Raw genomic sequence first — 17,552 nt, 5'->3', positions numbered from 1 at the left:
TCAAAACGTCGGCGGCGTGTGCGCGCTGACGATGCGACAGACCTTCTTGCTGCGGTTACGAAACCGGTGCGGAATCTTGGTCGAAAACGAATAGCTGTCGCCGGCGCTCAGGCTGTGTACCTCGCCGCCGATGGTGACTTCGATGGTGCCTTCTATGACAGTGCCGGCTTCCTCGCCCTCATGGGACATCATTTCGGTGCCGGTATCGGCGCCGGGGGCGTAGGTTTCTATCAGCAGTGCCAGGTTGGATTTCTGCTCGACGCTGCCCACCAGCTTCAGTTCGATGCCGTCGCTGCCGATGTCGATCAGCTCGTCAGGCCGGTAAACGACCTTGTCGTGCTCGCTGAAATCGGCGGTAAAGAACTCGGTTACCGACATCGGGATGCCGTCGAGGATCTTCTTGAGTGAACTGACCGATGGACTGACGCGGTTCTGCTCGATCATTGAAATGGTGCTGTTGGTCATGCCGACCCTTTTGGCCAGCTCCCGTTGCGAAAACCCGTATATCTGACGGATTTTCTTGAGTCGATCCCCTACATCCACACTGCAACTCCTGCTGCGTTGAGAATATTGATCGTCCGTGTGACGCCGCGGATCACTATAACATCAAGACATGATCGGCAAAACGCGAACAGGAGCCCGAAATGCGCAGAGTGGCCGCTCATGTGATCAGTATTTCGCGACATATCGGTGCGCCAGGGGCAGCCTGTGATCCGACATGGTGCCGGTCAAGGCGGATCTGTGTGGAATATAAAATCATAAATACCTACATGGGGGTAAATGGGCGCATTTATGTTGTTTTATTTGATCATTACGGGGTTGACCCCCGGGAAAGCTCACGCCTAAACTGTTCGATATAACAAACACGCAATTAGGCCGATGTTGGCCGCACCAGCGTCTTTGACGTTAGAAAAAAAACCAAGGACAAGACCATGTCTTCCCAGATGCATAACAATGAAGCCGAGCTTTTTTTAAGCGAACACCCCGAAGTCGAAGCCGTAGACCTGCTGATCCCCGACCTGAACGGTGTCATACGCGGCAAGCGAATCGAACGCGACAGCCTGAGCAAGGCCTATGCCCACGGCGTTAACCTGCCCGCCTCCCTGTTTTCCCTCGATATCACAGGTTCCACCGTCGAAAGCTGCGGCCTGGGCCTGGAGATCGGCGAGCCGGATTTTCCCTGCCATCCCGAGCCCGGCACCCTGAAGATCGCGCCCTGGCAGCGCCGCCCGATGGCACAGTTGATGATGCACATGTACGAGGAGGACGGTTCGCCGTTCTTCGGCGACCCGCGCCACGTGCTTGCGCGGGTGTTGAAAAAATTTGACGCCCTGGGTTACAAGCCGGTGGTGGCGGTGGAGCTTGAATTCTATCTGCTCGACCAGCAGCGCGACGCCGACGGCCGCCCCCAGCCGCCGCTGTCACCGAAAAGCGGCAAGCGTGACGAGCATACCCAGGTGTATTCGATCAACAACCTGGACGACTACGCGAATCTGCTTGAAGAAATCGCAGAATATACCGCCGCCCAGGGCATTCCGGCCGATACCGCCGTGGCCGAAAACGCGCCGGGGCAGTTCGAGATCAACCTCAAGCATCAGGACGATCCGATTGCCGCCTGCGACAACGCCCTGCTGCTCAAGCGCGTCATCAAGGCCGTAGCCGACAAGCACGGCATGGAAGCCTCGTTCATGGCCAAACCATACGAGGAAGAGGCCGGCAACGGCATGCACATCCATATCAGCCTGGTCGACGACAACGGCAAGAATGTGTTCGCGGCGCATCAGCGCCTGCTCGAGCAGGCCGTGGGCGGTCTGCTGGCGCTGATGCCGGCCTCGGTCGCGCTGTTCTGCCCCAACGTCAATTCCTATCGCCGCCTGCAGCCGGGCTACTACGTGCCTATCGCACCTAACTGGGGCTACGACAACCGTACCGTGGCGGTACGTATTCCGGCAGGCCCGGAAGAAGCCACCCGCATCGAGCACCGCGTCTCCGGCGCCGACGCCAACCCTTACCTGGTGATGGCGGCATTGCTGGCCGGTATCCATTACGGCCTGGAAAACGAGTGCCGGCCGGGGCCGGAGACCGAGGGCAACGCCTTCGCCGACGAGGAGATCGGCCTGCCGATCCGAATGTCGGAGGCGCTGGAAGCCTTCCGCGCGAACGAGGCGCTGGCGAGCTACCTCGGCCGCGACTTCGTCGATCTTTACGACGCCTGCAAGGCCGACGAACTGAGCCGGTTCGAACGCCACGTCAGCGAGCTGGAAACCCAGTGGTACCTGTCGACGCTCTGACCGGCAGCGGCGGACGCCACTGACGTCCGCCGGGGTTTCCGACTGTCTGCACCTGCTCCGGGCGCCAGCTGCCGCCCGGAGGCATACCAACAATAAAAGAGCTGGAGTACGCAAGACAATGACAACGACTACCATGGCGCTGACCGGCAGCACCCGATGGAAACCGGTGCTCTGCTGCGCCCTGCTGGCCCTGGGCTTCGGTTATATCTCACTGCAACACCCCGCCGATGACGGCTACGGCGCCATCAGCCTGTTGCCCTCGCTGTTGATTCTGATCGTTGCGATCATCAGCAAGCGCCCGCTGGAATCGATACTGACCGGAGTCGTGGCCGGACTGCTGCTGATCGACCCGTCCAATCTGATCCAGGGGCTTGGCGACCTTTCAATGGGCGTGATGATGGACGAGACCATCGCCTGGATCATTCTCGTCTGCGGCATGATGGGCGGGCTCATCAATATGCTCGAGCGCGGCGGCAGTGTGCTGAGCTTCAGCGGGCTGCTGGTACGCCGTCTCAAGAGTGGCCGCCAGACATTGCTCTGCACCACGGCGCTTGGCCTGCTGGTGTTCATCGATGACTATCTCAATTCGCTGGCGGTATCGGCATCGATGAAAAACCTTACCGACCGCTACCGCATCTCGCGCGAAAAGCTCGCCTACGTCGTCGACTCAACCGCCGCTCCCGTGTGCATTCTGGTACCGGTCTCGACCTGGGCCGTCTACTTCGCCGCGCTGCTGGAGGAAAACAATGCGGTGTCCGAGGGTGGCGGCATGTCGCTGTATATCGATGCGATTCCGTACATGGCGTATGGCTGGGCGGCGCTGCTGATCGTCTGGCTGGTGGTGATGGGGCTGATACCGGATATCGGCCCGATGAAGGCGGCCGAGCGGCGCGCGCGCAACGGTCAGACGATTCCGGATGGCGTAGCGCAGGACGGCTTCGATACCCGGCAGATGCCCCGTACCTCGGCACTGCGCGGACTGCTGAATTTCCTGCTGCCGATGGCCGTGCTGGTAGGCGCCAGCGTCTACTATGAGATCGACCTGCTCAAGGGCGCGCTGGTGGCGTCGCTGTTCACCATGGTGCTGTACTACTGGCAGCGGCTTCAGAGCCTGGGTCAGATGGTCGATGCGATGCTGGATGGCTTCAAGGTAATGCTGTATCCGATCGCGGTCGTCGCCGCGGGTTTCATGGTCAAGGAAATCAACGACCAGCTGGGCATGACCGCCTATATCATCGAGTCGGTGACGCCCTACCTGTCCCCCGAGCTGCTGCCGGCCATGGTCTTCACCCTGATGGCAGCGGTGGTGTTCGCCACCGGTTCCAGCTGGGGCGTATTCGTGGTCTCCCTGCCGATCGTGATACCGCTGGCGCAGAGCCTCGATATCTCGATGCCGCTGACCGTCGGCGCACTGCTGTCGGCTTCTGCTTTCGGCAGTCACGCCTGCTTCTTCAGCGACTCGACGGTGCTGTCCTCCCAGGGGTCCGGCTGCACCACCATGGGCCATGCCATCACCCAGTTGCCGTACGCATTGCTCGGCGGCGTACTTGCGATCGCGAGCTTTCTGATACTGGGCTTCGCGTAGGCCTGACGATCCACAAGTTCCAATTTCAAGAGGCAGCCCTCCGGGGCTGCCGGCGAGACTCAAGATGACAACGCAACATACCTCTTCCTACTATGCCGCTTCCGCCAACGACACCCGGCTGCGTCCGGCGCTGACGGGCCACGAAAGCGCCGACGTCTGTGTAATCGGGGCAGGCTTCACCGGACTTTCCAGTGCGCTGCACCTGGCGCAAAAAGGCTACCGTGTGCGCGTGCTGGAGGCCAACCGGATCGGCTTTGGCGCATCCGGTCGCAACGGCGGCCAGATCGTGCACAGCTACAGCCGCGATCTCGACTTCATCGAGCAGCATTACGGCAGCGATACCGCCCGCGCCATGGGGCAGATGGCGTTCGAGGGCGGTCGGGTCATTCGCGATTTCGTCGCCCGTTACGACATTCAGTGCGATCTCAAGGACGGCGGTATCTTCGCCGCCTGCACCGATAAGCAGATGCGGGAGCTGGAAGCCAAGAAGCGACTGTGGGAAGCCCACGGTCACGAACAGCTGGAGCTGCTCGATGAAACCGGGATCCGCGGCCGGGTCGGCACCAACCGCTACGTCGGCGGTCTGATCGACCACAGTGGCGGCCACTTCCATCCTCTCAACCTGGTGCTCGGCGAAGCGGCGGCACTGGAAAGCCTCGGTGGCGTCATTTACGAGGATTCCGCCGTCGAGCGGGTCGAGGAAGGCGACAAGGTGCGCCTGCACACCGCCAACGGCAGCGTCACGGCGGACTTCGTCGTGGTGGCCGGCAACGCCTACCTTGGCGGGCTGATTCCGCAACTGGCCTCGCGGTCGATGCCCTGCGGCACCCAGGTCATCACCACCGAACCGCTGTCGCCGGAGACTCAGCGCTCTCTGCTGCCCAGGGACAACTGCGTCGAGGACTGCAACTACCTGCTGGACTATTTCCGCCTGTCCGGCGACGGCCGGCTGATTTACGGCGGCGGCGTGACCTATGGCGCCCGGGATCCAAGCCGAATCGAGGATCTGATCCGACCCAACATGCTCAAGACTTTCCCGGAGCTCCAGGGGGTGAAAGTGGACTATGCCTGGACCGGCAACTTCCTGCTGACGCTGATGCGCCTGCCCCAGTTCGGCCGTATCGGCAGCAATATCTACTACGCACAGGGCTACAGCGGTCACGGCATCGCCAGTACCCATCTGGCCGGGCGCCTGATCAGCGAGGCGATCAGCGGACAGGCGGAACGTTTCGACGTTTTCGCCGGGTTGCCGCAGATGCCTTTCCCGGGAGGACGTATGTTCAGGGTGCCCCTGACCGCGATGGGCGCCTGGTTCTACAGCCTGCGCGACCGACTGGGAATCTGACCGCTCTCCTCAGCCCGAGCATTCGCTGCCGAGGCTCGACAGCATCTCGCTCCAGGTATCGAGGTCGACGTCCAGCACGCGTCCTTCGAGCGCACCGGCGCGTTCGAAGGGCTGGCGCTTGAGCCACTCGTTGATGCAGGCCTGCCTGCTGCCCTGGCGGGCATCGAGGAATGCCTGGCGGTCGATATGCACGCCCAGCACATCGAGGCGATCGGTCTTGAAGTTGTAGGACTTGACCAGCCGGCCGGCGCAGGCGGTCGCCGCGTCGCTGACATCGCGGCCCGGCTGCCAGCCCATGAACGGACCTTTCTCGAGCCGCGGCTCACCGCCAGGCCCCAGAGAGATCAGATGCCAGTCCGTATCGGTGGTGGGGTTGAGCAGACGAAACGGCGTCGCCGCCGACATGAAAATCAGCCGGTCCGAAGCCACTTCCGACACCAGCAACCCGCCGTCATTGCAGCGATCGCCGCCGGGCAGGTATAGCAACGGCTCGACAATCTGCCGATCGCCCGGCTGCATCAGCAGCCAGATAGAACTGTAAAGACCGACGTCGCCGTAGTTGGTGGTGACTTCGAACAGTGTCCACTGGTTGTCGTTGTTACTGCTCGGCCAGTGTCCCGCGACGGTGTAGGCGACGAAGCCCCGTGTCCGTCCGGTTTCACCGAAAATTTCCGAGGAATAGGTCAGATCGGCGGCGTCCTGGCCGGGCAAAATCTCGACCGGCTGCCCGCCGGGCAGCGAATCGCAGGCCACCGGCTGAAACGGGTCCTCGGTTCTGAGCGCCGCAAAAAGCTGCACGAAGCACAGCGGGTGAATGCCCGCACCGGGGGGCTGTACCGGGAGTTCGGCCAGCGCTTTTGGAGTGGTAATCAGGCAGCAGACAAGCAGCGCCGCCCAAACAGGGTTCATGGTCCACCTCCCTGGTCTCCTGCGCCGTCGACTGCGCCCTGACCAGTGATTCATCGGGACGTACTTCCTGTAACCTCAGTATTCCTTCATTTTTGTACGAATCCGTACGATTCGCCAGTGCAGCCGTTAGAGTTGGCAAATGCCGAATTGATTCCCCGGCAGGATGGTCTGGGCGCGCAATGAATCTCAAGAGGCACCGCGCCGCGGCGGTTCAATCCGGCACCCCGGGAACCTTTTCCCGGCGGGGCGCCGGTCCTGCAAAGCCTGGCTAAAGTCCTTCGCGATTGACCGGATACCCCTGCTCGAGCAGTTCGCGGGCAAAGACCGACGGCGCGGCGCGATCGCACAGCAGATAGACATGCGACCTTGCCCGCGTCAGAGCGACGTAGAACAGCCGGCGCTCCTCGGCGTGCTCGAAGCGGTCCGCCGGTGCCAGCAACGCCTCGAGCAACGGTTGTTCGGACTGCGCCTGGGGAAAGCCCCAGGTGCCCTGATCGAGCCCCAGCAGTATGACGTAATCGGCCTCCCGGCCTTTGGCGCCGTGGCAGGTCTGCGCCTCCAGCTGCAGCCCGGAACAGCTGCGGGCGAGCATCGCCAGGCGGTCGGCTTCCGGCAGACGGAAACGGTGACGCGACAGCAGCAATACCCTCGATTGCGGCGCCGCTTCGCGGGCCAGTGCCCCGAGCAGCCCGGTCAGCGCTGCATCCTCCTCGCCACGTACATGGCCGACCAGCGTCACCGCAGGCGCATCGCTGTGTCGGAGGGTCGCCAGTGTTTTCGGAAGCTGGGACGGATTGCGCAGCACGAAGCCGGAGGCCACCTCGTTGATACGGTCGTTGAAGCGAAAGGTCAGGTCCAGCGCACTCAGGGTCGCCGGGCCGAAACAGGCGGCGAAATCGGTTGTCAGGCGCAGGTCACTGCCGCTGAAGCGATAGATCGACTGCCAGTCATCGCCCACCGCGAACAGTGACGCGTCCGGCACCGCGCCGAGCAGTGCCCTGATCAGATCGGCGCGCGGTGCTGACAGATCCTGGAATTCGTCGACCAGGATAAAGCGCCAGCGCGGCCTGAACCGCCCCTGCACGAGGGCCTGGCAGGCGAGCCGAATCATGTCGTCGAAATCGATTTCTCCGCTGGCCGCGAGCGCATCGCTGTAGCGCTCGAGCAATGGCTCCAGCAGCGCCATAGTGGCCCGGGCATGGTCCGGTTGCGGACTCTGAGCCAGTCTTGCCTCGAGCGCCGCTCTGTCCAGCGCGGCGGTACGATAGCGACGCAGCGCCTGAGTCAGCAGTACGGCAAGGCTGTCCAGCACCCGGGTTTTGCTCAGCAGGGCACGCAGCGCCTCAGGCTCTTCGACGCCATCGAGATCGACCGCCGGCCGGCGGAAATGCTTGCAGTAATGCGCAAGATCGCGGCAGAACCCCGGATCAACGAGCAGCGTTTCCAGTTGCGCGGCAACCCAGCGGTCCAGCGCCCTCCCCTCGGACGCGAGGTTGCTGATAGCCGGTCTTTCCCCGTCGACGGTCTTGATGATGCGCTGGCCCAGCGCATGAAAAGTCGTGGCGGGGACATCGATACCCAGGCGCTGCTGCAACCTCTCGCGCATCTCCCTTGCGGCTTCCCGGCCATAGGCCAGCAGCAAGATCTCGTCGGGTCTGGCCTGGCCGCTGGCGACCAGATAGGCGGTACGGGCGATAAGGGTGCTGGTCTTGCCGCTGCCGGCGCCGGCCAGCACCAGGTTGCGATCATCATCGACGATACAGGCGCGCTGCTGCGCTTCGGTCAGCGGCTGACGTTCAACCTTTTCAAAAATATCGCGGAACTGATTCTGGCGCTGTTCGACAAAGTGTTCCCGGTAGCGCGCCAGCAGGCCCTCGTCCGCCGCGGCGACAAGGCGCAGGCGTCGCAGCAGCGGATCGTCGTCGAACGGGAGGTCGTGAAAGCGTTGCAGCACCTGTTGCGCCCGACCGCTGAGCGCCCGCCAGCGGGATTGGCGCGGATATACCCGCTGCAGTTCGGATTCGATATGCTGCAGCTCCCGCTCCATTAGCGGCCGGCAATGCAGCTGCAATTGCTGGCGATACAGGCGCCAGAAGCGCCTGCGCCAGCGCGGCAGCCAGTTCAGACGCGTATCGCCACCCGTCAGTCTCAGGTGCCTGAACAGCAGCCCGGGCTCCAGTTGCGCCTGACGCGCCAGCTCGGTCCAGGAGATCAGCCGGCTGTCAGCGTCGAGAATACGCAGACCGTCGCTACAGAGTTCGAGCCGGCGCCGTCCGAACAGGCTGCTGATGCGTGCGGTGGGTTTGGAAGTGGTCAAATGGCTGCCGCGCTCCCTGGCGTTCATGGATCGGCCCGCGCTTCCGTGAGCGGGGCTGGGAACGTTATAGGGCTTCGGGCGGCAGAACGCAACCTCAGGCGCTGACCTGTTGGATCCAGTCCTCGAGGTTGTAGTAGTTGCTGATTCGGGCGACCTTGCCGTCACGCAGCTCGAAGAAGGCACCGGCTGGCAGGCGGTATTGCTGCCCCCGCGCCGGGGGCAGGCCCGGGTCCGATTTCAGGTAGCTGCCCAGCACCACGAACTCCGCCGCCGCGCGAGTGCCGTCGTCGTTGACCATAACCTCGATATCGACCAGTTGCTCGCGGTAACTGTCGTTCATCCGGGTCATGAAAGCGGCGAACGCTTCGCGGCCGACTTCCCGGCCACCCTGATTGATATCGTGCACGACGTCGTCGGTAAGAAGATCGAGAAAGCGGTCCATGTCACCGGCGTTGAACGCCGCGTAGTAGTCGTGAATCAGCTGACGGGTAGCGTCATGCATGCCGTGGCTCCGTGTGCGGTTGGGATAAAATGTTCGCCGAGACTACCATGGCCGGGCCCCTGCTCGGGCGCCCCTGAGCGACCTGCCGTTCAGCAATTGCGTCATGTGGTTATGGTGAGTGGTGAGTGGTGACTCCAACGTCATCCCACTCACATCAATGGTGAGGGCTCGTGGCTGTTGTCGTAGCTGGCGACGAGAAAAGGATGCACGTATACCAGGTCGCCGGTGATGTCGGACTGCACCACAAACACCTGATTGCCGGGCGCCAGGTCGAGCTTCGACAGCACCTGGTACGGCTTGTCGCGATGCAGCAGCACCTCGCCCTTGTCTTCGAGATTGGCTTCCAGGCTGATCAGGTCGCCAACCCGTATTTCATGCCAGATAAAATGGCTTTCCAGCAGCATTTCGCTGGAGGCTTCCATTTCATGCATTCGCTTGTCCTGATGTGGGCCGGATAAATGGCACCGGGCATTGCCACGCCGAGAAGCGTCGCGCGCCGGCGACTGCCTTCTCAGACTACAGTATGGACAACGTCGGCGTGGTTTGGGTTCTCAGGGGTCGATCAAACCATGGCGCAATGCCAGGTGAACGATCTCGGAGTTGCTCTGCAGCGCCAGCTTGCGCTTGATGTTGGAGCGGTGCGCATGCACGGTTTTGGGGCTCAGGAACATCTGATCGGCCACACGACTCACCGGGAGGCCTTCCGCCAGCAGCACGAAAATCTGCAGCTCCCGGGGGCTGAGTACGTTGACCGGCGATGCGTCGCAGCTTTCCGGGTGATCGAGCTGCTCCTGGATAACCGGCGAGTAGTAACTGTCGCCGCTGTCGATGCGCACCACCGCCTCGATCAGCTCCGCGGGCGCGCAGTGCTTGGTCAGATACCCCCTGACGCCGATGCCGACCACCTGGGTTGGATAGGGCCTGGTTTCGCAGCCGCTGAGCACCAGTACGCGGGCCTTTCCGTCGTAGGCCAGAATCCGCCGGATGGCCTCCATGCCCCCTGAAATGCTGGACCCGTCAAGGTCGCCATCGTGATTCGGCATGGTCAGGTCCAGCACCACAACATCGGGCTCGGAGGTGCGAAACTTCTCGAAGGCTTCCTGCCCGTTGCTCGCGCTGTCGATGATGCGAATACGCTCATCCGACTCCAGTATGCGCTGAAAACCATCCCGCACCACGGCATGGTCGTCAACGAGTAGCACCCGAATTTCGCTCATAAAAGGCCCATAATTCAGAACTTTAATAAATCAATCTAACCTAGAACCTTACATAAGTCCGAGCCCGGGTCGAACATCAGCGCTTCCGCGCCGCGATAGACGCCCCGGGTATCGATATCCCGTGCCGACGCCGTAGCGATATCCTCCGGCTTGACGTGCGCGGGCAGCGCGACCAGTTCGTCACTGTAGCCGACCAGCTGCACGCCCTCCTTGCGACAATAAGCCAATACCTTTTCCAGCGCCTTAACCACAGCGACCTGACGATCATTGAGAGCGTCGCCCTGGCTGGCGTTTTCGTCGCGACGGCGGCTGGTGACCTGCCGGATGGCGTAGCCGTCGGCGTCAAGCAGCTGAATGGTGACCCCGGCGATCTTTTCCCTGACCAGGGCGCTTTTGGCCAGACCGAACAGAGCTTCGGTGCGGCAACAGACTGCTTCTTCGGCGCCGCAGCGCTTCAGCGCCTCGACCACCTGTTCATAGCTGGCATCGTTGTCGAGGATAATATCCATGCGTGTTTCCCGAGAGCGAAAAATCAAAATACAACTTAGCGAAAGACGTGGCCGGCAACAATGACCGACAGGCTTCTAGGGCGCCAGGGCCTCGCGCCGGATCTCCAGGCGCGCCAGTTCCAGCTCGAGCTGGTGGATGCGCGCCGTCGACGCGCGCTCCTGTTCCTGAAGCTGCTGCCTTAACTGGGCATTGTCGTCGGCCAGGCGATCGTTGCTGGTCTGCAGGCGACGCACCTCCTCCTCCTGGATGCGCAGACGCACACGGGCATCGAGAAGCTCTTCGGCATCCCGGGCGCTGCCCTGACCTGCCTGCAGACGCTCCTGCTGCTTCAGGCGCCGACCGGCTTCCTCGTATTCGGCGGTGAGGCGTATGAGCCGTTCTTCGAGGCGAAGACGCTCGAGCTGGGATTCGTCGAGTTGCGCGGCCAGTTGCTCGCTGCGCTCCAGCAGCCGGGCGTTCTGTTCCTGCAACTGGCGCACGTCGTCGCCGCGCGCCCGGTCCTCGTGCTTGAGCTGTTCGAGCTGGCCGAGATGCTGACGCTCGACCTCGGCGAGCCGCTGACCAAAGCGCTGTTCGGCATACGCCAGCGCCTGATCCCAGAGTTTACCCGCGGCGGACAGCACCGGTTCCGGCAGCTCGGGGTGGTCGTTGCGGCGGCTGATGCGCTCGCCCAACGTCTTCCACCAGTCGCCCAGTGCTTTGTTGATGGTGGTCAGACTGCCGCTGCCGATCAGTTCGCGAACGTTCTGCTGGGTCGGACGGACCCCCTGTTCCAGCAGCTGATCGGCGGCAACGAAAACTTTTTGTCGGGTATCGGATCCGGGTTTCATATCAAACGATACAGTATACGTATTACAGACACTCGGAATCCGGCAAGCTGCCGGGTCGAGACAGCAGGATAACCCAAAAGTCGCATCGGCGTCGTTGTAAAGATGACAAATAGACCCGCTGAACTCGCCGAGTTTCAGGAGTTTGGGACATGGGGGGAACGGTGAAAACGCAGACAGGGGGAGAATGGAGGCTGGAGTCGGAATCGAACCGGCGTACACGGAGTTGCAGTCCGCTGCATGACCACTCTGCCATCCAGCCCTCAGGAGCCGAGCATCATACAGCAATGCAGAGTCGGGTCAACCGTTCAGAGCAATCATCTATGCTAAAAGTGACCGTACTTCCTGTACGCAATGCGCAGTCCGGGGTGGAGCCCCGGTTGCACAGGTCAATAGCGAAGTGGAGAGAGCAGCATGGCCATCAGAGCAGCAATTAATGGATACGGACGGATCGGACGCAATGTTCTCCGGGCGCTCTACGAGTCGGGGCGTACGGAGCAGATTCAGCTGGTCGCCATCAACGACCTCGGCGATGCCGCCATCAACGCTCACCTGACGCGCTTCGACTCGGTGCACGGGCCCTTCGGTGTCCCGGTCCGGGTCGAGGGACGGCAGATGATCGTCGCCGGCGATGCCATCGAGATCCTGAGCGAGCCAGACGCACGGAAGCTGCCCTGGAGCGAACTGGACATAGACCTGGTGCTCGAATGCACCGGGCGATTCACCGCCAGGGACGCCGCCTCCGTCCACCTTGACCGGGGGGCCCGCAAGGTGCTCGTCTCGGCGCCGGCCAAAGGCGCCGACGCCACCATTGTCTACGGCGTCAACCACCGCTCGCTCAAAGCAGAGGACCGAATTATCTCCAATGCCTCCTGCACCACCAACTGCCTGGCGCCTATGGCCAGCATACTGCACCAGCAGGTCGGTATCGTCGAAGGCCTGATGACCACCATTCATTCCTACACCAACGACCAGAATCTGTCCGACGTCTATCACCCGGACCCCTACCGGGCCCGTTCCGCCACGCAGTCGATGATCCCGACCAAGACCGGCGCGGCCGAAGCCGTGGGTCTGGTGCTGCCGGAACTTGCCGGCAGACTGACCGGCATGGCGGTACGGGTGCCGACGATCAACGTGTCTCTTGTCGACCTGAGCTTCACGCCGGCCCGTGCGGTGACGGCGGACGAGATCAACTGCCTGATGCGCGAGGCCGCAGCCGGTCCGATGAAGGGCATATTGCAGTGCAACGACCTGCCGCTGGTATCGGTCGACTTCAACCACAACCCCGCATCCTGCATTTTCGACTGCACCCAGACCCGCAGCCTCGACAACATGGTCAAGGTCTTCGCCTGGTACGACAACGAGTGGGGCTTCTCCAACCGCATGCTCGATACCGCGGTCTGCGCCATGGGCGCGTGAAACGCCAGCGGTGCCGGTATCGCGGTACCGGCACCGGTGCGCACGCACCTGTCAGGGCATTATCCGCGGTCCGGCGCACGCAAAAGCCTGGCAGCCGAGAGATCGGCGTCGCTCCAGCCCCCGCCCAGCGCGCGGTACAGATCGAGATAGGCGATGACACGGTCGAGCCTGGCCCGGGCAAGTCCCAGTTCGGCATTGAGCAGCTGGCGTTCGGCGTCGAGTACCTCGAGGTAGCCCACCACACCGCTGCCAAAGCGCTGACGCTGCAGTTGCAGGCTTCGGCCGGCGGCGTTCGCGTAGACCGCGTTCGAATCGATCACCGCGCCCGCGTTTACGAAGGCATTGACCGCATCGGATACCTCCCGCAGGGCGTTCAGTACCGTCGCCCGATAACCCAGCAGCGCCTGCTCCACACCGGCCCGTGCCGCCTGCTCATTGCCTTTCGCCCGTCCCCAGTCGACGATCGGGATGTCGACGTAGGGTCCCCAGCCGCCGAGGCTCACGGAATCACCGCCGCCCCCTATGTCGCTGAAATCCGTCGACAAGCGCCCGACGATGCCGGTTAGCCCGATGGTCGGTACCGGGAAACGGTTGGCGATGGCGACGCCGACCCTGGCCGTGGCGGCGTGGAGCTGCTGTTCCGCCCCGCGAATATCGGGACGGCGCTCGAGCAGCTCGACCGGCAGGCCCAGCCTCAGCGCACGGTCGTCGATCTGCGCCAGCGGCTCGATGGCCGGCCGACCCATGAACGACTGCGGCGCCTGGCCCAGCAGTATCGACAGTGCGTTCTCGGTCGCCAGGGTGCGCTGGCGCACCCTCGGCAGCTGCGCCCGGGTCGCTGCCAGCTGGGCGGTGGCCTGCTGCTCCTCGGCTTGGGTGGATACGCCGCTTTGAAGCTGGGCCCGGACCAGCTCGAGCGACCGCTGCTGGCTGTCGAGCGTGCGCTCGATGACGCGTGCCTCCTGGTCGAGCGCCAGCAGGCTGTACCAGGTCTGCGCCACCTGCACCACGAGTGACGACATCACCGCGCGCGTACCGTCTTCGGTCGCCAGCAGCGCAGCCCGTTCGGCTTCGCTGGCACGGCGGATCTTGCCCAGCACGTCGAGCTCCCAGGACATGCCGATACCCGAGCTGTATACGGCATCGTTACCCTCGCCCGGCGTGAAGCCGGGCGACAGGGTCCCGCGTAATTCGGGCCCGAAGGCACTGCGCGCGACCCTCAGCCTGGCGTTCGACGCCTCGAGGCGCGCCAGCGCGATACCCAGATCCGTGTTCTGCTCCAGCGCGCTTCGGATCAACCGCTCCAGATAGGGGTCGTTAAACAGCTCGAACCATTCGATATTCGCGATCGATCCCGTCTGGCCGGCAGCGACCGGCGCACGGTAACTGTCGGGCGTCCCGAGTTCGGGACGCCGGTAGTCGGGGCCGACGGCACAGCCGGTGACCAGCACCAGCACGGCGCACAGCATCAGAGCGCGCTTCATCCTTCACCTCCCTGCGGCTTTCTGCCGCTCAGGCGCTCGGTCAGGCGCTGCACCATCACATAGAATGCGGGAACGAAGAACACGCCGAACACTGTCGCAGCCATCATGCCGAAGAACACCGCCGTGCCGACGGAGTTCTTGGATGCACTCCCCGCCCCGCTGGCGATCATCAGCGGTACCACGCCGAGAATAAAGGCGAAGGACGTCATCAGAATCGGGCGCAGGCGCAGCCGCGCCGCCTCCATTGCCGCATCGACCAGGGCGTAGCCTTTCTGTTCGTAGTGAATCTTGGCGTACTCGACGATCAGGATGGCGTTCTTCGCCGACAGCCCCACCAGGGTCACCAGACCGATCTGGCCGTAGACGTTGAAGTCCATTCTGGTCACCAGCAGACCGCCGAATACCCCCAGCAGTCCGAAGGGCACCGCCATCATCACTGCAAAGGGCACGCTCCAGCTCTCGTAGAGTGCCGCCAGGAACAGGAACACCACTACGACCGACAGCAACAGCACATAGGTGCCGGTATTGCCGGTTTCGACTTCTTCGCGCGTCTGACCCGACCACTCGAAGCCGTAGCCCTTGGGCAGCTCGGCGCCGGCGACTTCCTGCAGTGCCTGCAGTACCTGACCCGAGCTGTAACCCTGCGCCGGCGTGCCGGTCAGTTCCGCGGTCGGATAGAGGTTGAAGCGCATCACGAAGCGCGGCGCCGAGCTTTGTTCGTAGCTGACCAGCGTATCCAGCGGTACCATCTCCCCCTTGGCATTGCGCACGTGCAGCTGCGACAGGGTGGATATGTCCTCGCGGAATTCACTGTCGGCCTGGACGCTGACGCGGTAGTTCTTGCCGAACTGGGTATAGTCGTTGACCTGCAGGCTGCCGAGGAATACCTGCATGCTGTCGAAAACCTCGCTGATCGGGATCCCCAACTTCTTGATCTTTTCGCGATCCACCTCGATGCGATAGTTGGGTGTAGCCGCGGCGAAGGTGGTGCTGAGCTGGGCGATTTCCGGCCGGGCATTGGCCGCGGCGATAAAATCCTGGGTTACCTGCGCGAGTTCGACCGGAGACTGGCCACGCTGCGCCTGCAGCATCATCGATACGCCCGAAACCGACCCGTAGCCCGGCAGTGCCGGCGGGTTGAAGGCGAACACCAGACCTTCTTCCGCCCCGGCCCCGATCGCCTGCGCCCGGGCCAGCAGCGCCGAGATCTGTTCGTCGGCATTCTGTCGCTCGGCCCAGTCCTCCAGCTGCACGACCAGCAGGCCGCCATTGGGCGCCGCCACGCCGGTGATCAGGTCGAAGCCGGTGATGCCCAGTACCCCCTCGACGCCCGGCAATTGCTGCAGCTGGCTGCTGAGATCGTCGACCAGTGCCTCGGTCCGGGTCGTGGTCGCCGCTTCCGGCAGCAGCGCCTGTACGAAGAAGGCGCCCTGGTCCTCGTCGGGCACGAACCCTGTGGGTGTGATGCGGGCCAGCGCGTAGATGCCGATAACGACGACCGCGAGGAACAGCAATACCCGCTTGAGACCATTGACCAGCGATCGCGTCATCCCCAGGTAGCCGCGTGTCAGCGCATCGAAGCCGCGGTTGAAGCGATCGAAGAAGCGCTGCAGCAGCCCCGGGCTGTTGCTGCCGGCATGCCCGGCCTTGAGAATGAAGGCACACATCACCGGCGACAGGGTCAGCGCCACCAGCGCCGAGAACAGCGTCGATACGGCGATGGTCAGGGCGAACTGCTTGTACAGCTGGCCGGTCACGCCGGGCACGAAGGCCATCGGCACGAACACCGCGGCCAGCACCAGCGCCATCGCGATCAGCGCGCCGGACACTTCCTTCATGGCCTTGACGGTAGCGTCGAACGGCGACAGACCTTCCGCCGTCATCTTTTCCTCTACCGCTTCGACCACCACGATTGCGTCGTCGACGACGATGCCGATCGCCAGCACCATGCCGAACAGCGACAGCGTATTAATCGAGAACCCCAGTACCTGATAGCTGATAAAGGTCGCGATCAGCGAGATCGGTACCGCGATCATCGGAATGAGCGTGGCACGCCAGTTCTGCAGAAACAGGAATACCACCAGTGTCACCAGCACCAGGGCTTCGATGAAGGTTTGCACAACCTCCTCGATGGAAGCCTTGACGAAATTCGAGGTGTCATAGACCACCGAATAGTCGACTCCCGGCGGCAGTTCCATCGCGAGCTCGGCCATCTTGTCGCGCAGCATAGCGGAGGTCGCCATGGCATTGGCACCCGGCGACAGGTAGACCGCAAAGGCGGTGCTGACGTTGTCGTTGTAGCGGCCGTAGATGTTGTAGTCCCGGGCACCGAGTTCGATCCGGGCGACATCCTTCAGCCGCAGCAGCGAGCCGTCGGAGTTGGCACGCAGGATGATGTCCTCGAACTCGCCGACATCCGCCAGCCGCCCTTTCAGCGACAGCGAATACTGGAATCCGCTTTCGGTTTTCACCGGCGGCTGGCCGACCTGACCGGCCGCGGCCTGCTTGTTCTGTTCCTGTACCGCCGCAACGATATCCGAAGCGGTGAGACCGAGCGCCGCCATGCGGTCGGGACGCAGCCAGATGCGCATGCCGAACTCGGAACCGAAGAGTTTCAGGTCACCGACGCCGGGGATACGCTTCAGTTCGTCGACCCAGAAATTGTTCAGGTAGTTGTCGAGAAAGATACGGTCCTTGCTGTCATCGGGCGAAAACACCGTGGCGAACATCAGTACATCGGGCGATGACTTGGCTACCGAGACGCCGATATCGTTGACTTCCGAAGGCAGCCGGGAAGTGACCTGGCTGACGCGGTTCTGGGTTTCCACCGCGGCGATGTCCGCGTCGCGCTCCAGCGCGAAGGTCACCTGAATGCTGGCGGAGCCGTCGTTGCCTGCCACCGCGCGGATATAGCGCATGTCGGTAACGCCGTTGATCTGGGAGTCCAGCGGCGAGACCACGGAATCGGTCACGGTTTCGGCATCGGCCCCGGGATAGGCGGTGCTGATCTGCACCGTGGGCGGGGCGATATCGGGAAACTGGGCCACCGGCAGACCGAGCATCACCAGGGAGCCGGCCAGCACCAGAAAAACCGAGATGACGACCGCGAAAACGGGCCGTCGCAAGAAAAACTGTGCCATGGAAAA

General features: G+C 62.8%; 14 protein-coding genes and 1 tRNA gene. 4 read left to right on the top strand and 11 right to left on the bottom strand.

The genetic code is table 11. From position 1 onward, the window contains the following. Complete coding sequence (locus IEX85_RS02230) at window positions 1-543, bottom strand: cupin domain-containing protein (RefSeq protein WP_188857815.1); 543 nt, start codon at window positions 541-543, stop codon at window positions 1-3. A gap of 389 nt (window positions 544-932) precedes the next feature. Here IEX85_RS02230 and IEX85_RS02225 point away from each other — a divergent pair, with 389 nt between their 5' ends. The 3 genes from IEX85_RS02225 to IEX85_RS02215 all read left to right on the top strand — a co-directional run bounded on the left by IEX85_RS02225 (window position 933) and on the right by IEX85_RS02215 (window position 5,221). Further along, complete coding sequence (locus IEX85_RS02225; protein WP_188857813.1) at window positions 933-2,291, top strand: glutamine synthetase family protein; 1,359 nt, start codon at window positions 933-935, stop codon at window positions 2,289-2,291. Window positions 2,292-2,409: 118 nt separating this feature from the next. Continuing rightward, window positions 2,410-3,876: a Na+/H+ antiporter NhaC family protein gene (locus IEX85_RS02220; RefSeq protein ID WP_188857811.1), complete on the top strand. Its 1,467-nt coding sequence runs from the start codon at window positions 2,410-2,412 to the stop codon at window positions 3,874-3,876. A gap of 64 nt (window positions 3,877-3,940) precedes the next feature. After that, window positions 3,941-5,221 (top strand): NAD(P)/FAD-dependent oxidoreductase, encoded by a 1,281-nt coding sequence (locus IEX85_RS02215; protein ID WP_188857809.1) that lies wholly within the window; start codon window positions 3,941-3,943, stop codon window positions 5,219-5,221. A gap of 9 nt (window positions 5,222-5,230) precedes the next feature. Here the strand turns inward: IEX85_RS02215 and IEX85_RS02210 are convergent, their stop codons facing one another. From IEX85_RS02210 to IEX85_RS02175, 8 genes are all read right to left on the bottom strand, one after another. Next, the gene (locus tag IEX85_RS02210; RefSeq protein WP_188857808.1) at window positions 5,231-6,130 is read right to left on the bottom strand and encodes a hypothetical protein; all 900 of its coding nucleotides are present in this window, start codon (window positions 6,128-6,130) and stop codon (window positions 5,231-5,233) included. Window positions 6,131-6,398: 268 nt separating this feature from the next. Further along, on the bottom strand, window positions 6,399-8,447 hold the full coding sequence (locus IEX85_RS02205) for a UvrD-helicase domain-containing protein (protein WP_188857806.1): 2,049 nt from the start codon (window positions 8,445-8,447) through the stop codon (window positions 6,399-6,401). 94 nt (window positions 8,448-8,541) lie between these two features. Further along, window positions 8,542-8,949 carry a ketosteroid isomerase-related protein gene (locus IEX85_RS02200; RefSeq protein ID WP_188857804.1) on the bottom strand — a complete coding sequence of 136 codons (408 nt, stop codon included), beginning with the start codon at window positions 8,947-8,949 and terminating at the stop codon, window positions 8,542-8,544. A 149-nt stretch (window positions 8,950-9,098) separates the two neighbouring features. Further along, window positions 9,099-9,380, bottom strand: coding sequence for a hypothetical protein (locus tag IEX85_RS02195; RefSeq protein ID WP_188857802.1), 282 nt, complete (start codon window positions 9,378-9,380; stop codon window positions 9,099-9,101). Between the two features lie 120 nt (window positions 9,381-9,500). Further along, entirely contained in the window at window positions 9,501-10,166 is a 666-nt protein-coding gene (locus tag IEX85_RS02190) for a response regulator (protein WP_188857801.1), read from the bottom strand. 35 nt (window positions 10,167-10,201) lie between these two features. After that, entirely contained in the window at window positions 10,202-10,675 is a 474-nt protein-coding gene (locus tag IEX85_RS02185; protein ID WP_188857799.1) for a response regulator, read from the bottom strand. Between the two features lie 75 nt (window positions 10,676-10,750). After that, window positions 10,751-11,506: a DNA-binding protein gene (locus IEX85_RS02180; protein ID WP_188857797.1), complete on the bottom strand. Its 756-nt coding sequence runs from the start codon at window positions 11,504-11,506 to the stop codon at window positions 10,751-10,753. Window positions 11,507-11,691: 185 nt separating this feature from the next. Continuing rightward, window positions 11,692-11,765 (bottom strand) — tRNA-Cys (locus IEX85_RS02175). Between the two features lie 152 nt (window positions 11,766-11,917). Here IEX85_RS02175 and gap point away from each other — a divergent pair. Next, window positions 11,918-12,922: a type I glyceraldehyde-3-phosphate dehydrogenase gene (gap, locus tag IEX85_RS02170; RefSeq protein ID WP_188857795.1), complete on the top strand. Its 1,005-nt coding sequence runs from the start codon at window positions 11,918-11,920 to the stop codon at window positions 12,920-12,922. A gap of 59 nt (window positions 12,923-12,981) precedes the next feature. On the opposite strand, the gene IEX85_RS02165 is transcribed toward gap, so the two are convergent. Both IEX85_RS02165 and IEX85_RS02160 read right to left on the bottom strand, forming a co-directional pair. Next, window positions 12,982-14,406, bottom strand: coding sequence for an efflux transporter outer membrane subunit (locus IEX85_RS02165; protein WP_188857789.1), 1,425 nt, complete (start codon window positions 14,404-14,406; stop codon window positions 12,982-12,984). Continuing rightward, window positions 14,403-17,546, bottom strand: a complete 3,144-nt coding sequence (locus IEX85_RS02160) for an efflux RND transporter permease subunit (RefSeq protein ID WP_188857787.1) — start codon at window positions 17,544-17,546, stop codon at window positions 14,403-14,405. The genes IEX85_RS02165 and IEX85_RS02160 overlap by 4 nt, the downstream gene beginning before the upstream one ends. Window positions 17,547-17,552 lie beyond the last annotated feature (6 nt).

Origin of the sequence: Marinobacterium nitratireducens, from assembly GCF_014645375.1 — a bacterium.
GTDB classification, from domain to species: Bacteria; Pseudomonadota; Gammaproteobacteria; order Pseudomonadales; family Balneatricaceae; genus Marinobacterium_A; species Marinobacterium_A nitratireducens.
The sequence above is the reverse complement of the archived record's forward strand: the minus strand, read 5'-3'. Positions and strand labels throughout refer to the sequence as shown.

Excerpts from the sequence above, each read along its gene's own strand:
- IEX85_RS02225 (WP_188857813.1), top strand. The coding sequence starts at position 933 with ATGTCTTCCCAGATGCATAACAATGAAGCCGAGCTTTTTTTAAGCGAA.
- IEX85_RS02220 (WP_188857811.1), top strand. The coding sequence starts at position 2,410 with ATGACAACGACTACCATGGCGCTGACCGGCAGCACCCGATGGAAACCG.
- IEX85_RS02215 (WP_188857809.1), top strand. The coding sequence starts at position 3,941 with ATGACAACGCAACATACCTCTTCCTACTATGCCGCTTCCGCCAACGAC.
- IEX85_RS02210 (WP_188857808.1), bottom strand. The coding sequence starts at position 6,130 with ATGAACCCTGTTTGGGCGGCGCTGCTTGTCTGCTGCCTGATTACCACT.
- IEX85_RS02200 (WP_188857804.1), bottom strand. The coding sequence starts at position 8,949 with ATGCATGACGCTACCCGTCAGCTGATTCACGACTACTACGCGGCGTTC.
- IEX85_RS02195 (WP_188857802.1), bottom strand. The coding sequence starts at position 9,380 with ATGCATGAAATGGAAGCCTCCAGCGAAATGCTGCTGGAAAGCCATTTT.
- IEX85_RS02190 (WP_188857801.1), bottom strand. The coding sequence starts at position 10,166 with ATGAGCGAAATTCGGGTGCTACTCGTTGACGACCATGCCGTGGTGCGG.
- IEX85_RS02185 (WP_188857799.1), bottom strand. The coding sequence starts at position 10,675 with ATGGATATTATCCTCGACAACGATGCCAGCTATGAACAGGTGGTCGAG.
- IEX85_RS02180 (WP_188857797.1), bottom strand. The coding sequence starts at position 11,506 with ATGAAACCCGGATCCGATACCCGACAAAAAGTTTTCGTTGCCGCCGAT.
- gap (WP_188857795.1), top strand. The coding sequence starts at position 11,918 with ATGGCCATCAGAGCAGCAATTAATGGATACGGACGGATCGGACGCAAT.
- IEX85_RS02165 (WP_188857789.1), bottom strand. The coding sequence starts at position 14,406 with ATGAAGCGCGCTCTGATGCTGTGCGCCGTGCTGGTGCTGGTCACCGGC.
- IEX85_RS02160 (WP_188857787.1), bottom strand. The coding sequence starts at position 17,546 with ATGGCACAGTTTTTCTTGCGACGGCCCGTTTTCGCGGTCGTCATCTCG.